The sequence below is a fragment of the Desulfosediminicola sp. genome (assembly GCF_048381775.1).
Taxonomy (GTDB): domain Bacteria; phylum Desulfobacterota; class Desulfobulbia; order Desulfobulbales; family Desulfocapsaceae; genus Desulfopila; species Desulfopila ganghwensis.
Window position 1 is genome coordinate 391,723 of sequence record NZ_JBLXGE010000002.1, and the last position, 13,296, is coordinate 405,018.

The 13,296-nt window shown below is 51.7% G+C and carries 11 protein-coding genes; 3 read left to right on the top strand and 8 right to left on the bottom strand.

Annotation, left to right across the window (positions count from 1 at the left end):
- Window positions 1-311: 311 nt before the first annotated feature.
- The 8 genes from ACN5NT_RS04660 to ACN5NT_RS04695 all read right to left on the bottom strand — a co-directional run bounded on the left by ACN5NT_RS04660 (window position 312) and on the right by ACN5NT_RS04695 (window position 8,339).
- Window positions 312-1,349, bottom strand: a complete 1,038-nt coding sequence (locus tag ACN5NT_RS04660; RefSeq protein WP_136795412.1) for an FAD:protein FMN transferase — start codon at window positions 1,347-1,349, stop codon at window positions 312-314.
- A 22-nt stretch (window positions 1,350-1,371) separates the two neighbouring features.
- Window positions 1,372-2,247, bottom strand: a complete 876-nt coding sequence (rnfB, locus tag ACN5NT_RS04665; protein WP_136795413.1) for an RnfABCDGE type electron transport complex subunit B — start codon at window positions 2,245-2,247, stop codon at window positions 1,372-1,374.
- 45 nt (window positions 2,248-2,292) lie between these two features.
- Window positions 2,293-3,231, bottom strand: coding sequence for an electron transport complex protein RnfA (locus ACN5NT_RS04670; RefSeq protein WP_419174657.1), 939 nt, complete (start codon window positions 3,229-3,231; stop codon window positions 2,293-2,295).
- Window positions 3,228-3,848: an electron transport complex subunit RsxE gene (rsxE, locus tag ACN5NT_RS04675; RefSeq protein WP_136795415.1), complete on the bottom strand. Its 621-nt coding sequence runs from the start codon at window positions 3,846-3,848 to the stop codon at window positions 3,228-3,230. The genes ACN5NT_RS04670 and rsxE overlap by 4 nt, the downstream gene beginning before the upstream one ends.
- A 20-nt stretch (window positions 3,849-3,868) precedes the next feature.
- Entirely contained in the window at window positions 3,869-4,765 is an 897-nt protein-coding gene (locus ACN5NT_RS04680) for an FMN-binding protein (protein WP_136795416.1), read from the bottom strand.
- Window positions 4,762-5,808, bottom strand: a complete 1,047-nt coding sequence (locus ACN5NT_RS04685; RefSeq protein WP_136795417.1) for an RnfABCDGE type electron transport complex subunit D — start codon at window positions 5,806-5,808, stop codon at window positions 4,762-4,764. Before ACN5NT_RS04685 ends, ACN5NT_RS04680 begins: the two co-directional genes overlap by 4 nt.
- Before the next feature lie 138 nt (window positions 5,809-5,946).
- A complete protein-coding gene (gene rsxC / locus ACN5NT_RS04690) occupies window positions 5,947-7,266 on the bottom strand; it encodes an electron transport complex subunit RsxC (protein ID WP_136795418.1) in 1,320 nt (439 codons plus the stop codon).
- Between the two features lie 83 nt (window positions 7,267-7,349).
- Window positions 7,350-8,339 (bottom strand): dihydroorotate dehydrogenase-like protein, encoded by a 990-nt coding sequence (locus tag ACN5NT_RS04695; protein WP_419174658.1) that lies wholly within the window; start codon window positions 8,337-8,339, stop codon window positions 7,350-7,352.
- 844 nt (window positions 8,340-9,183) lie between these two features.
- On the opposite strand from ACN5NT_RS04695, the gene ACN5NT_RS04700 reads away from it, so the two are divergent.
- The 3 genes from ACN5NT_RS04700 (at window position 9,184) to hrpB (ending at window position 13,273) form a co-directional block, all read left to right on the top strand.
- Entirely contained in the window at window positions 9,184-10,080 is an 897-nt protein-coding gene (locus ACN5NT_RS04700; RefSeq protein ID WP_228721420.1) for a DMT family transporter, read from the top strand.
- Window positions 10,081-10,180: 100 nt separating this feature from the next.
- Complete coding sequence (locus tag ACN5NT_RS04705; RefSeq protein WP_228721421.1) at window positions 10,181-10,537, top strand: cupin domain-containing protein; 357 nt, start codon at window positions 10,181-10,183, stop codon at window positions 10,535-10,537.
- A 60-nt stretch (window positions 10,538-10,597) separates the two neighbouring features.
- Window positions 10,598-13,273: an ATP-dependent helicase HrpB gene (gene hrpB / locus ACN5NT_RS04710; RefSeq protein ID WP_419174659.1), complete on the top strand. Its 2,676-nt coding sequence runs from the start codon at window positions 10,598-10,600 to the stop codon at window positions 13,271-13,273.
- Window positions 13,274-13,296 lie beyond the last annotated feature (23 nt).

A 13,296-nucleotide genomic window follows, 5' to 3' on the forward strand; every position in this document is an offset into this window, starting at 1 on the left:
CGTGGGACGTGGGACGTGGGACGTGGGACGTGGGACGTGGGACGTGGGACGTGGGACGTGGGACGTGGGACGTGGGAAAGCGTAACCTTCCCGGAACTCAAAGCAATAAAAAAATCCCGATACCATTCCGGTACCGGGATTTTTCCATATCATTTCTTCAGCCCTTAGTCCCTCCGCCTACCTCAGTCAATTCAGGTGGCGTCAGGTTCGAAGTTTTCATCAATACGCTATAGTTGTTCTATGCGTATTGATGAAACACTGAAGAAGATAGCGTCAGATGGATTGACACCACCCTCGAAGATCCACAATACTTACACCTGCCAACCAGCGGAGTGCGTGGCCTTCCCACTTCTGTCGATCACAAAGCACTCGGTATCAGGCTGTGAGTTGATGAACTTCACGCCATCCACCGGCTCCATAACAAAGACAGAGGTACTGAGGGCATCGGCGTCCATAACGGTGGAAGCCATTACGGTAACGCTGGTGGACAATTGTGGCGAATGGCCGGTCTTGGAATCGACGATGTGGTGGAAAACCTTCTCCCTGTCGTAGAACACCTCATAATTACCGGAAGTGGCAATGGCTCCGTCTTTCATGGTGATTACATCAGGATATTGCTTCGACTTTTTCGGGTCCTGAATTGCCACAGTCCAGGCCCGGCCCTTGGCAGCAGTACCGCTGGTGCGGATATCACCACCTGCATTGATCAGGTGATTGGTGATGCCATGCTTGGCGAGAACCTCTGAAGCCCGGTCAACAATGAATCCTTTGGCAATACCATCGAGGGTAATACCCATATCGCTGTGGGAAAAGAGGATATCGCCGCCCTGTACCTTGATCTTGTCGGTACCTATGGTCGCCAGCAGCTCATTCACCTCACGCTCTACCGGCTCCTTGCCGGCAGCGAACGACTCGTTATACAGGTCGATCAGCGGCTTGACGGTGATATCAAAAGCACCGGCAGTCTCACGGTTGTAATACATTGAGCGCGCCACCAGTTCCTGCATCTCTTTCGGTGGAGCAACGATTCTGCCAACCCCGTTCAGTTCGCTGACCGGGGAGCTGGACTCGAAACGGGTCAGCATGGAGTTGAGACGGTCTATCTCTTCAAAAGCACGACCGATTGCATTCTCCGCCTCATCGCGGGATGGGTGGATGGCAGTCATTGCCACATAGGTCCCCATGGACAACCTGGTAGCGGTTACCTTGTACTCTTTTTTGTTGAAAAGAAATGCCTCAGCCTTTTCCGCCGGCAACAAGGCCACAGAGGCCGCGCCAAGCCCAAGCAAACCGGACAGCTTCAAGAACGATCTTCTCTTCTGATCAACAACATTTTCGGCAGTTTTCATATCAGTATCCAATCCTTTCATATTATCCGGCCATTTTCAGGCCATCTGCGACGTCTCTGGTTATAACCTGACGACCGTCATACATTCTGAAAATATCACGAGGGCACTTGGCAACACAAGCCTCTTCACAACTGGGCCCATAGTCGATACATGCTTTATGGTCGATCTTGATCTTATTGTCTTCATAGCTGACGGCATCCGCCGGGCACGCTTTGACACAGAGCTTACACCCGATGCAGCCCACTTCGCAAACGGATTTTACCAATTTGCCAAGATCTTTGGTTGAACAAGGTACCCAGACACGGGCCTTCAGGGTTTGCAGCTCGATGATACTTTTCGGGCATATCTTGACGCAAGCCCCACAGCTTACGCACTTATCCGGGTTGATAACCGGAAAGTTCTCTACCATTTCAATGGCATCGAACGGGCAAACCGCTTTGCACTCACCAAGACCGATACAGGCATACTGGCACTTGGAAGGCCCGCCGAAGCCGAGGTTGGCAGCCGTGCAGGAGGCAAAGCCGATATACTCATGTTTGTGGCTGACGCGACCTTCGACGCGGGAGCAACGCACCACCGCCATCTGGTCTTCCACGGCAGCCATTTTTTTACCGGTGAGTTCGGCAACCCTGTTGGCAACAGCCTCTTTACCAGGGAAACAAAGATTGGGAGGTACGTCGGGGTCGTTAACCACTGCGATGGCATATCCCTCGCAACCCGGATAACCGCAACCACCGCATTGAGCCATGGGCAGGGACTCCGTCACCTCTTCGATGAGCGGGTTGACCTCAACCGCGAATTTATGGGCCGCAATGGCCAGGCCTATCCCGAAAAACAGACCGATACAGCCAAGCAGAACCACTCCACCTAACGCTATTTTTATTAATGCCGGATCCATATCACTACTCTCATATTCATCCGTTAATAGTTAACATCCTCTGTCCTAGAACAGCTGCAGACCTGAGAATCCCAGAAAAGCCATGGCAAACTGACCGGCAACGATAAAGGCCATGGGCAGCCCCTTGAAAGTTGGCGGAATGTTTGCGAGCTCCAACCGTTCACTGACAGAACTCATGAGATACAGAGCCAGCAGGAAGCCGCCACCGGCACCCAGCGACAGCATCAGGGTCTCAAAGTAGTTGTAATTGTTGTCAGCCAGGATGAGTGGCACCGCAATTACAATACAGTTGGCAATAACCAGGACCAGATAGACACCGAATGAGTTAAACAGTACCGGGTTCACCTTTCTGAGAATGGTATCCACGGCCTGTACCGTCAGTGAAGTGAGGCCGATGAAGATAACGATCTGCAGAAAGCCGAGATTATACGGCACCAGCACAAACTGATAAAGGAACCATGCCATGGAAGCCGAGATCACCATAACGATGGTGAACACCACACCCATACCTTTAGCGGTAGCCTTACGTTTTGCCGTTCCGAAAAACACACAGAGACCAAGGTACTTGGTAAAAACAAAGTTCTGGATCAACAACGCCGAAATCATGATCGAGAACAGATAGCCAAGATAAGACTTGGATACCGTGAAGTCGATTATGGCGTCACCCTTCAGGTTTCGTGCCTCGACCACGTGGGTTTCGGTGGTGTTCAGTGGATCTGCAAATTTCAGGGATACTGACTTGCCGTTTGCTGCCACATCCGCCGCAACAAGCTGCAACCTGATATCGGGGTCCGGCTCTTCGTATACCACATAGTTATTTACGTCACCAGCACCGGCATCTGCTGCACCGGCAAAGGTGACGATGATTTCGTTGTCATCACCAAACTTCTTGCCGCTCACAAAATCTGCAGCCTGCAACCAGGCAGGCAGAAGGAGCGCCACCAGGGTAAAGCAGAGTATTTTACTCAGGTGTTTCTTTATCATGAGGTTACTCCTTTCTTACGCTTGTAGACCACTTCCACCCAATTGAAGAAAGCCATCATGAGCCCGACCACAAAGAAACCGGCACTTGGCAGGATGAAAAACAAGAGCGGTTTGAAGCCGAGAACGTCATAGCCGAGAATCATGCCGGAACCAAACAGTTCACGGAAAGCACCGATGACGACCATACCAACCATAAAACCAAGCCCCATACCGACCGCATCCCAGAACGAGTCGCTCACCTTTTCTTTACAGGCAAACATCTCAAGACGCATGGTGATGATGGCAAAGGCCACGATCAGTTTTACAAAAATTCCCATCTTGGCGTAGGCGTCTGGCATATACGCCGCCAGCACCAGGTCAATTACGGTAACCCAGGTGGCGATGGTCAGTGTGTAGGTAGGAATACGAATACGGGGATGAATTACATCCTTAAAAAGCGATATCGTCACACTGGAGAACACCTGTACGAAAAATACGGCAATACCCAGCATGATACCGTTCATGACGTTGGTGGAGATACCCACAGCAGGACACATGGACAAGGCCAGCTTGAATATCGGGTTCTCACTCAGGATACCGCGACCGAGCAATTGTGAAATAGACTTATCGTTTGCCACGTTACTACCTCTGCTAAAGTTTAGAAGGAAACAGCAATCTGCTGTTCTTTCAGTACGGAGTCGAGGGTATCGATGCGGTATGCAAACTTCTTGGTTATACCTTTCAGACCATCGGTTACCGCTTTGGTAGAGATGGTCGCACCCGTGAGCGCATAAATATCCTGTTCCCTGTACTTCTCCATCATTGCCATCTGCGCAGACTCGTCTACCTTGCCTTCCAGGGCTTTCTGATACTCGCCCGGCAGTGGCTCTTTAACAACTTCCAACCCCTTCAATATCTCAAAGGTCTTACCATCGAACTGGTTCTTGAAGTAATCCTGTTCGATCTCTGCACCAAGACCGGGATCTTCCTCATGCTCCAGGACCTCGAAACCCAGCATGCTGTACTTTGGATCAAGGGCCATCATCACGTGGATAAAGGTCTTGAAGCCCGGGAATTTACCCCCAAGCAGATAGGCAGCCCGCTGACCGTCGTCGGTCACCACAATGGCCTGCTCGGCAAAGACAATCTCCTTGCCGCCGCCAATTGCCGCCAATATTGCTGTCTCCCGGTCTTTTGCAGAGATCGCTTTCTCTTCCGCAAGCTCTACCGGTTGCTGAAAGGCCAGTTTGCCATCAAGATCCAGCACCACGAAAACAAAGGGTGCGGCAGCGTCATGAGACGCCGGCAACAGGTAACCGATGTATTGCTGACCAGCCTCTTTCACCACATAACGATACAGTTCATGCATGACGAGCGATTCAGGCGGTGGAGTCTCGTGACTATAACCGAGTAAGGAGAATCGAACCGTTTCTTCACGAACGTGCTCATTATGGGTCTTGGCCTTGTTGGTAATGATAAAAGTCGAACCCATCACCACCGCTGCCAACAGACAGGAGACCGTCAGTCGGAATGTAATGTTCATTATCTGGTTCATTTGTCACCTCCCGCAGGGCCGGCAAAACGCTTGGGTTTGCAGAAGTTGTCGATAACACTGGCAAGCGGGTTCATCAGCAGGATGGCGTAACAGATACCTTCCGGATACCCGCCTTTCAGCCTGATCAACACAGTCAAGGCGCCGATACCGACGCCGTAGACAAGCTGGCCGGTCTTGGTGGTTGGTGAGGTGACGTAGTCGGTGGCCATATAGATTGAGCCGAGAATCGCGCCACCGGAGAGTATAGCCAGCAGTGGATCGCCACCGAAATAGCTCTCACCGCCAAAGATCCAGGTAAGGGTCGCGATTGTTCCCAGCACAGCCACCGGGGTATGCCAGGTGATGTAGTTTTTATAGATCAGGTAGGCCCCGCCCAACACCAGCAGAAAACCTGAAGTCTCGCCAATACAGCCAGGGCGCCAGCCCAAAAAGAACGAGGTGTACAGGGATGCGCCGGAACCAAACATCTCGGTAAAGGCGACCATACCCTGCTCTTTCATGACGGCAAGCGGGGTGGCGGTGGAGACCGCATCCACACCTGCACCGAAATAACTGAATATCGCCAATCCCTCGACCGGTGGCAGCCAGGCGGAGGTCATCGCCACCGGGAAGGTCGCCAGCAGAAAGGCACGCCCCATGAGCGCCGGGTTGAAAATGTTAAAACCGATCCCACCGAAAAGATGCTTGGCAATATAGATCGCCATTACCGCGCCGAGCACCGGCAGCAGGTAGGACACACCAGGCGGGATAAGGAAGGCGAGCAGCACACCGGTGAGCACCGCGCTTCCGTCTGTTATGGTTACTGGACGTCCCAGGGATTTCTGACTTACATATTCCACCGCTACACAGCTGACAACAGATACGGCGGTGATGATCAGGACCTGGAATCCGAAAATAAAGACCGACAGGAACAGGGGCGGCATAAGGCAGGCCACCACGGTCCACATAATTTTGGCAACCGTCTCATTACTTTTCACGTGGGGGGATACCGAAACTATCCACTCCCTGTGCGCTGGTAATGACTGGTTTTCTGGCACTTGCATGTCTTTAAAGATTCTCCTTGAACTGGTTATTATCTCTCGATGCAGACCACTCAATAACTTTTTTTGACTGCACTTTTATTATTTTTTGGTGTCAGTAAAGCTCGCTACGACACGTTCGGCCGGTTGCTTTTGCACCGGCTATCTTTTGGCCTTCATTTTCGCCAGTCGAACAAACTGCACGAGTGGTCTCTTGGCCGGGCAGACATAGGCACAGCTGCCACATTCAAAACAGTCGAACACTCCGAACCTGGCGGTATCCTCAGCGCGGTTGGCTTCTACATGGATCCCAACTTCTTTCGGCTCCAATCCCATGGGGCAGGCATCAATACACCAGCCGCAACGAATACACGCAGAATGGGGATTGGTATCCACTTCATCTTCTGTGAGAAACAGGACTGAAGAGGTAGTCTTGGTGATTGGGATACTGAGGTCTGACACCGCAAAACCCATCATTGGACCGCCCATGATAATCTTGGTCAGCTCAGGTTTTACGCCGCCGAGGTAGTCAACGATATCGCTCACCTTGGTGCCCACCTTGACCAAAAGGTTGGCCGGCTTATTGATACCCTTGCCGGCAATGGTGACCACCTTCTCATAGAGCGGTTTGCTGCAGGCTACCGCGTCGTAAATCGCCGCTGCGGTAGACACATTGTGTACCACCACACCCACAGCCGAAGGCAGTGACTGGGAAGGGACTTTTCTACCGGTTAAGGCCTGGATCAATTGTTTTTCCGAACCTTGCGGATATTTCACCTCAAGCCCCTGCACCTGAATCGTACAATCGGCGCTGGAGACAGCCTCCGCAGCCCTGGTCATGGTCTCGATTGCATCGGGTTTATTCGACTCGATACCGATCTGACACTTGGTAACACCAAGGATCTTCATGATTATGCGGGCACCTTCCACCACCTCCGAAGCGTGCTCCAGCATCTGGCGATGATCCGCGGTGATATACGGCTCACACTCGGCACCGTTTAACAGCAACTGGTCAATCTGGGCATCCCGGGGCGGACTTAACTTGACATGGGTCGGGAAACCCGCGCCGCCAATACCGATAATGCCGGCCTCATGCACCTTCTTTTTAAGCTCATCCGCAGCCAGCTGCTGCCAGTCACCTGCCTGATAGTCGGCACGTGCTGCCTCGTGATCAACTTTGATAGTCACGGAAGGCGCTGAGACACGCATGGGATGCGCTGAAGTGCCAATGGCCTTGATCGTTCCCGCCACCGGTGAGTGGAGTGGTACTCCCAAGCCCTTTTTCACCTCACCAATAAGGCCTCCCTCGACCACTTCCTCACGCCGCGTAACCGTCGGCTCGCACGGGGCACCAATGTGCTGACCGAGAATAATCTCCAGCTCATCGGGGACCGGCATTCGCTCAATAGGAAGAGCGGCAGTCTGCCCTTTTGCTTCCGGCGGATGTACTCCGCCTTGTAAAAACGTCAGTAATGATTTCATATTATCCACTTACTGAAAGCTAAAATCTGCAGTGCGGGCTTTCGTGTTCCGCACCAGGTTCATCACCCGTATCTGAAGTTCGATCAGACTACGCCACCAAACTGTTTCATAAACTGCACACGTTCAAAGGGTGCCGGGTTCTCCGCCTTGCCATAACTCAATCTGCCACGGAATTCTGCAATGGAGTTGAAATTTTTCTCCTCCATCCATTGTTCCAGACCAGACAGAATCTCGCCGATTTGTCCAGTCCCGTTCTTGTACAGGGTCGATACTACCTGAACTGCCGCAGCACCAGCCAACAACTGTTTAATCACACCTTCTGCGTCGTGAACTCCAGTAGATGCTGCGAAATCCTTCTCTATATTTGCTGAAAGTAAGCCAATCCACCTGAGCGACTCACAAATATCGGCTGGTGTACTGAAGACGTCTGCCTTACTTACTTTCAAAGATTGAATATCGATGTCCGGGCGATAGTATCGGTTGAACAGAACGAATCCAGCCACCCTGTTCTCCGTCGACCAGGCCAGACGACTGACAAGGTTGGCAAGCCCGGCAGAATAATTGCTCATCTTCAGGGCAATGGGAATATCGACCGTCTCACTCACCTTCTTTAAAATAGAGAAGTAGAGCTTCTCGTTCTGCTCACCACTTTTTTTCGGATCACTCGGCAGTTGGGCGATATTCAACTCAAGACCATCCGCGCCTGCCTTTTCCACACGCTTGGCAAAGTCTGTCCACTCGCTGTCGGAAACACAGTTAATACTTGCGATAACGGGAATGTCTACCGCTTCCTTGGCATCCGCGACAAGAGCCAGATACTCATCGACGCTGCCCGCCCTGGTATATTCACGGATATATTCAAACGCATCAGGATAATCTGTGTGATAATCGCCCAAATTAGCTGCCAGTTCAGCCTCAATCTGTTCTTCAAACAAGGACTTCAGAACAACGCCCCCGGCACCTGCTTCAGCCAGTTCCTTTACCTTATCGACCGACCCGGTGAGTCCGCAACTCCCGGCCAGAACCGGATTCTTCAGGTCCAATCCAAGGTATTTTGTGGAAAGATCTTTCATTTTCTTCTCTCATCTCAGAAGTTCAATGTATGATTACGGTCGAGGAGTAAACGGAAAACCCCGCCCTTCTCCACCGCATTACCTGCCCAGCCTGTCTTTTAATCTCGACCAGCCTGGAAACTACATGCTTTCTGTATCTTTACCGATAAAAACATCAATCTATCACTGGCCCGGAAACCCTTGCTCAAGCCCGACTTCATTCATGCCTGAAACAAAACAAGGGATTATCCTCAAAAAAGGACAATCCCTTGTCAAACCTAACAACACCTATTGTATGATCCGGATCCCAGCTCTGCCACGCCCGTGCTAACGCTCCCCGGGCATTGCCGGTCGTCCCCACTCCCTGGCAATTGCCAGCAAGCCGAACTACCTGTTTTTTTTGAGTTGATCAAGACTATCATTTTCTTTTTTCACTCACAATAAAGCTGTATAGTCCACTTAATATGTATTATTCTTGTCGTCTCATCTTTTTCAAGACCAGCTTTTTCACCCATTTCTCACTCGTATATCGCTGACTAACGGTTTTTTCTGCCAAGGTCAAGGCATGAAGATGACCGGTTGACCTGCCGAAACTGCACAAATCAAGACAACTACATGGCAATCATCTGGTAACACAGAAAAAAAATTAAATCGCAATTGCCGCAAAAATATTTGCTAATTCTTAAAATATTGCTTACGGGTTGCATAGTCCGCACACATTCAAGCCGAAAAGCAGTCTATCGCTTGCTGATGACTATACCCGCAATTCATATTTTTACCAATAATAACAAGGGATTTTTCACGAAATGCCGGGCCACTACTCGGTAGAGGCCCGATTGTGCCGCCTGTGCATCAAGTGCTTATTATGTCGAATTTTAAAAGAATAATGGACGCCAACCCCATCTTAATGGTGTTGGGCGGTGCCTTTCTCATCAGCTTTTCCGCTGTCTGGGTTCAGCTTGCCAATGTGCCTGCTGCCACTTCTGCATTTTACCGCGTTTTTTTTGGTTTTTTATTTCTGGTGCCAATTGCCTTTTTCGCCGGAGAACTGAAACGAATACCACCCCGTCTGCTGTCGCTGGCCGTCCCCTGCGCCATCGCTTTTGCCCTCGACCTCTACTTCTGGCATGCCAGCATCGGGTATATTGGCCCGGGACTTGCCACGGTCATCGGTAATTTTCAGGTCTTTTTTATGGCGGCCTGCGGTTTCCTGTTTTTCGGTGAGTTGCTTCGAATCAGGTATATGGTTGCGCTGCCCCTGGCATTTTTCGGCCTTTTCCTGGTAATCGGTTTCGACTGGTCTAACCTGCCCCAGAGTTACAAAACAGGGGTAATCTATGGTTTTCTTACAGCGTTCTGCTATACCATCTATTTGCTGATACTCAGAAAGATTCAAGCCGACAAGGAGGTACAAAGCCGCTACAGCCCGCTGATGCTGGTATCGTTTTTCACTTCCTGCTGCCTCGCCCTCTGGCTCCTTGGTTCAGGTACCAGCTTTGCCATCCCCACCGTAGCCGACGGCATATACCTGCTCACTCTCGGACTGTTCAGTCAGACCATTGGCTGGGTTATGATCGCTAACAGCCTGCCGAAAATACGGCCTTCATATACCGGTCTTATCCTACTGCTGCAGCCTGCGCTCTCCTTTGTCTGGGATGTACTGTTTTTTTCACGACCTACCGCTCCAATTCACTGGATAGGTATTATCATTACTCTGACAGCCATTTATATGGGATTAACCGGCCGCAAGACCGGGCAGTAACAGGATCATTGCAAATATCGGTGAAAAATGTAATCTTCTCTTATACGCCGTGAAATGTAACGCTGTCTTATAACAGCCTAATCACTACCAAGAAGCTGATATGAATATGAAGATTCTGAAGTATACGGATGCACCATCCCATGAGATTGACAACGAAGTTGCCAAGGGGGTAACCGGCCGGGTACTTATCGGTAAGGACGACGAGGCCCACAACTTCTGCATGCGGATATTTACCTTGAAACCAGGTGGTTTTACTCCGCGTCATAGCCACGAGTGGGAGCATGAAATTTTTGTTCACTCCGGAACCGGCAGGGTTTTCAAGGATGGAGAGTGGCAGACTGTCACCGGCGGTACTGCTGTATTCATTCCGGGCAACGAGGAACACCAGTTTATGAACGGCGGAGCTGAGAATTTCACTTTTATCTGCCTGATTCCCTCAGGAGTTGACGAGATCTGATTGAGATGAGCTGTATTGCTATGGTGGTATTGCATACTGCAGGTATATCGTAATACAGCTTTGAGACCTCAACCTCTCAGGGCAACTGCCGAAAAACCGGTTGATGCTGCACGAATCACCATGGCTAAAACGCCCTTACCAGATAGCTCAATAATCGAGCGGTACTCCGAGCTACCCGTCTCCGCAGTCATCTCCAAACTCTCAGCTGCCCTGCAGGAGGCGCACTGTGTGCTCAGTGCGCCCACCGGTTCAGGCAAGACCACACTTGTGCCGATCGCACTTCTCACCCTTGCGCTCATTCCCGATCATAAAAAAATCATAATGCTCGAACCCCGGCGCATAGCCGCCCGTGCCGCTGCTGTGCGGATGAGTACTATGGTAGGGGCCCCGGTTGGTACCATTATCGGCTACCGCACCAGATTTGACTCAAACATTTCCGCCGAAACCAGAATCGAGGTTGTCACAGAAGGAATCCTGATCCGGAAAATCCAGGACGACCCTGAACTGGCCGACACCCAACTGATCATTTTCGATGAGTTCCATGAACGGAACCTTCAGAGCGATCTTGGCCTGGCCCTTTGTCTTGATCTCTGTGAGCTACGGGAAGATCTGCGGCTGCTGGTGATGTCCGCCACACTTGAGGCACCACCAATCTGCACCTTGCTTGGCGGTGGTGTACATATCGAGGCATCCGGCAGGAGCTATCCTGTAGATATACACCACCCTCCCGTAACTCATCGGGCAACCAATCGATTCACTCATCAAAATCCCCGACCTGGCTCAAAATCAGCAATAGTCGATCTGGCACTCACCGGTATCGCGAGAGCCATTCAGGAACAAGCCGGGGACATCCTTGTTTTTCTGCCCGGTGCAGGCGAAATACACCTTTGCCGTGAACTCCTTGCCGAAAAGTACAGTTCACTGCTCGCAGATACTGAATTGCTGCCACTCTACGGAAACCTATCCCACCAGGAGCAAGACCGGATTTTTCAGCCCAAAGCTGCCAGGCGACGTGTCATACTCTCAACCCCCATAGCCGAAACCAGCCTTACCATCGACGGTATTCGCTGTGTAGTCGATACCGGCTACTATCGTCGGCCCGTTCACGACCAGAGCAGCGGCCTGTCACGCCTCACCACCGCCCGAATATCAAAAGCATCTGCGGATCAACGTGCCGGCCGCGCAGGCAGAACCGCACCGGGTATCTGCTACCGACTCTGGGATAAGCACATCGACCACGGGTTGCTTACCAGCACCCCGCCCGAGATAATCAACAGCGAACTCAGCGCCCTGGTGCTGCAACTCGCACTTTGGGGTGTTCGCGATTATTCAGATCTGAAGTGGATTGACCCACCTCGCCGCTCATCCTGGGATAAGGCGTTAGTGTTGCTCAGACAACTGAATTGCCTGACCGATACCGGAGATATCACCGCCCTGGGCCGAAAGGTCACCCCGCTGCCAGTGCATCCCCGGCTAGGGGTATTGCTTATTAAGGGAAATAGAGAGGGGGCCTGCTGGACAAGCTGTCTTCTTGCGGCGCTGCTCTCAGACAAGGACATTTTCCGAAGCCGGTCTGTCACCGCAGATATTCTGCCACGCCTGGAAGCTCTCTGGTCATTGGCCGATGCAGGTTCGGGCAGAAAGGTTCATCCCGCAACAGATGTGCGATTCTGCAAGGCTGTCATCAAACAGGCACGCCAATTATTGAAAATTGTCGGCGGAACTATTGAGTCAAAACCTCAGTTGAACGATGCTGGGTCGTTACTCGCCCATGCCTATCCCGACAGAGTCGCCTCCCTGAGATCCGGATCACGCACATCATACCTTCTTGCCAATGGCAGAGGCGCAATGCTGGCTGCTGATGACAGTCTCGCTGGAACACCTCTTCTCGTTGCAGCCCAGGTCGGTGATACCGACCATAGTCCACACAGCGGACAGAGCAGGATCTACATGGCCGCGCCGATCACCCGAGCGGGCCTTGAATATTTCCATACTCATCTGCTCCAGGAGATCGAGGACGTCAGCTGGGATCAGCAAAATAGACGAGTAAAGAGCGCTATCGAACTCAGGCTTGGCCAGCTTGTACTTGAGAGCAAAAAATACACCAGCCACGACAGCGACAAAACAGCACAGGCTTTCATGGATGGGGTTGGCCAAAATGGTTTGGCAACACTTCCCTGGACACGGGAATCCCGCGATCTTCAGGCACGCCTCTGCTCACTGCATCACTGGTTGCCCGATACGTGGCCTGATCTTTCTGACGAGCATCTCGCCAACGATCTTGACTGGCTTGTACCCTACTGCTCAGGGATGCGAAATCTCGGCCAGCTGAAATCGCTGGATATGAAAGCTATCCTGCTCTCCATGTTCGACTGGAACCAGGCTCAGCAGATCGATGGCTTGGCCCCGAGCCATATCCAGGTTCCAAGCGGCTCGAAAATCCGGCTCAACTATACCCCCGGCGAAGCACCAGTTCTTGCCGTACGATTGCAGGAACTGTTCGGACTTTATGAAACACCCCAGGTGTGCCGCAACAGCGTATCGGTTCTCATCCACCTGCTCTCACCCGCCCAGCGCCCGATCCAGGTCACACAGGATTTGAAGTCTTTCTGGCTCAACACCTACCCCGAAGTGAGAAAGGAGATGGCAGGCAGGTATCCCAAGCATTACTGGCCGCAGGATCCGTTTGAGGCCCAGGCGACCAGAAAAACGAAGAAACAGATGGATAGGAAATGATTCAGACCACCACAGGGAAATAC